General features: G+C 63.4%; 1 protein-coding gene. It reads right to left on the minus strand.

The window, feature by feature from the left end; all coding sequences use genetic code 11:
- Nucleotides 1-59 precede the first annotated feature (59 nt).
- Nucleotides 60-1,556, minus strand: a complete 1,497-nt coding sequence (locus H565_RS0109060) for a hypothetical protein (protein WP_027460741.1) — start codon at nt 1,554-1,556, stop codon at nt 60-62.
- Nucleotides 1,557-2,034 lie beyond the last annotated feature (478 nt).

Consider the following 2,034-nt stretch of genomic DNA (forward strand, 5'->3'; position numbering starts at 1 on the left):
GACCGTCCCCTGGGTAAGCAGGAAGAGCCCATGGTGTACCCTTCTCCTGAGCCGAGTCTCTACTCGAAACCGTCCAAACTTTGGGGCCAGCCCACACGCACTTCATCAAAAGGGACGCTCAGCCCCGGAATTCGTTCCTTGATGTGCAGTCGGATCTGGTGGAAGTAGCCCTTGGCCTGCGCGGGCCTCACATCGGGGAAGAGGTCACGTTGCACCTCCGCCAGGCTCGCTCCCCCACTCTTCAGCAGGTAGGCCAACACCTCCACCACCCGTTTCAGCCGCAGACGAATGCTCTGCCCATTGATCAGCACCTCCGCGCCACCAAGGGTCTTGAGGTTCACCTGTCGGAGGTTCTGAACGTCCTCCTTCAGCAGGTGGAGGCGCTCATAGGCTCTTGGCGGAAGACTCTCCAGTCGTGCGGTGACACGGGGCGTCAGGCGAAGTTCGGCTACCAATGTCGGCGGCGTCTCGAAGGCGGCCACCAGATCGGCAGCTTCGCTGAGCGAAGCTGCACAGGCTTCCCCCTGTCCAAACCGCTCCTGCGCCTCAGCCAGGTGAAGCTGTGACCAGAGGGCCTCCCGCCTCAGCTCCCGATCCTGAAAGAAGCTCACCGCCTCCTCCAACAGGCCCAACCCTCCCCAATCCCCCTGGGAGGCCCACCAACTTCCCTCCCGCCACTTCAGGAAGGCCTCGTCACGTGGTGCCCTGACCAGCCGCCTGGCTCGGACGAGCGCAGTTCGAGCCATCGCCTCATCCTCGCGTTCGGTGGCCAGAGCGAGCAGTCCGAGTTGGGCATGCAGTTCGGTACTGGGGCGCATCTCGGTCCGGGCCAACGACACGGCCCGCTGGAATGCAGAGAGCGCCTGCTCATCCGCTCCCTCAATCCGGAAAAGCTGCCCCTCATGATAGGCCAGCACGGCTTCCAGCATGGGGTCATGCGCGCTGGCCTTCCGCACAGTATCGAGCAGTGCGCGCGCCTGAGAACCTCCCCCCTGGTACACCGCACAGGCGGCGAGTGTGGCAAGGGCATAAGTCCGCCGTACGGAGTGCCCGTGTTCTGCGGCAAACTCCAAGTAAGCCGAGGCCCGGTGGTCCTCCCCGAAGCGGGTCAGGTGCATGCCGTAGGCATGCGCCACCGAGGCCTGCATAGCCAGTGGGGCATCACTGGCAGTCACCCAGGCCTGCTCGAAGAACCCCAGCACCGTTGGCATCCCCTCCCCCAGCTCATGGCCCACAATGGCCCGTTCGCGGTACCACAGGGCCTGGTCCAACAAGGGCAGCAGAGGCAGGGCCTCCTGAACGAGCGCGAGAGAAGTCAGGGCCTGGGCAAATTCACCTGCGGCCCGGTGCAGGCTGGCGAGGTCGATGCGGGCGGCAGGACAGCCTCGCTGAGCGGCCTGCTCGAGCTGCTGCTGGGCCTGCACGACCTGGCCCTGCTGAGCAGCACAGACCCCGGCCCAGCGGAGGTCTTCTGCCTTCGGCTCGGTGAGCCGGTCGTACTGCTCCAGGCCCCGCCCGTACTCCCCGGCCAGCACCGCCTCCCTCACTGTGGTCATACAAATATGATAACCGTCCTGCCGAACCGCTTCCTGCGGTGCGGATATAAGGCCATAGGCTGGGCAGAATAGGTACAAATGCGGGTTTGCAGCCTACCGCATAAGTCTGCAATACGGCTGCAAACCGGGGGTTGGGTAACGTCAGGTCATTCAAGGAGGTGATGAATGAACCGGTAGCCGCTTGCCCTTGGCGTACTGATTTGCTTTGGAGTTGCCCATGCCGAGCTGGAATGCGGCGCTGGCCCCAGCTTGCCGAATATAGCTAGGTTGGGGTACCCCACGCCCACGCAGCCCTGTCTCACTCAGACGGCAGCCCAGGAAGATCGTCGCCAAGCTCGCGGATGACCTTTTCTGTACCCGCTCGCTACTTATGCCTGCTGTCAGACTCAGGAGTTGCACCTGAATAGGTAGCGAAAAAGCGCTCCCAGACGCGAGAATCTGGGGATGTCGAATTCGCAGATTCTGGGGGAGCGCGCCC

This window comes from Deinococcus murrayi DSM 11303, from assembly GCF_000482805.1.
GTDB lineage: Bacteria > Deinococcota > Deinococci > Deinococcales > Deinococcaceae > Deinococcus > Deinococcus murrayi.

Excerpts from the sequence above, each read along its gene's own strand:
- H565_RS0109060 (WP_027460741.1), bottom strand. The coding sequence starts at position 1,556 with ATGACCACAGTGAGGGAGGCGGTGCTGGCCGGGGAGTACGGGCGGGGC.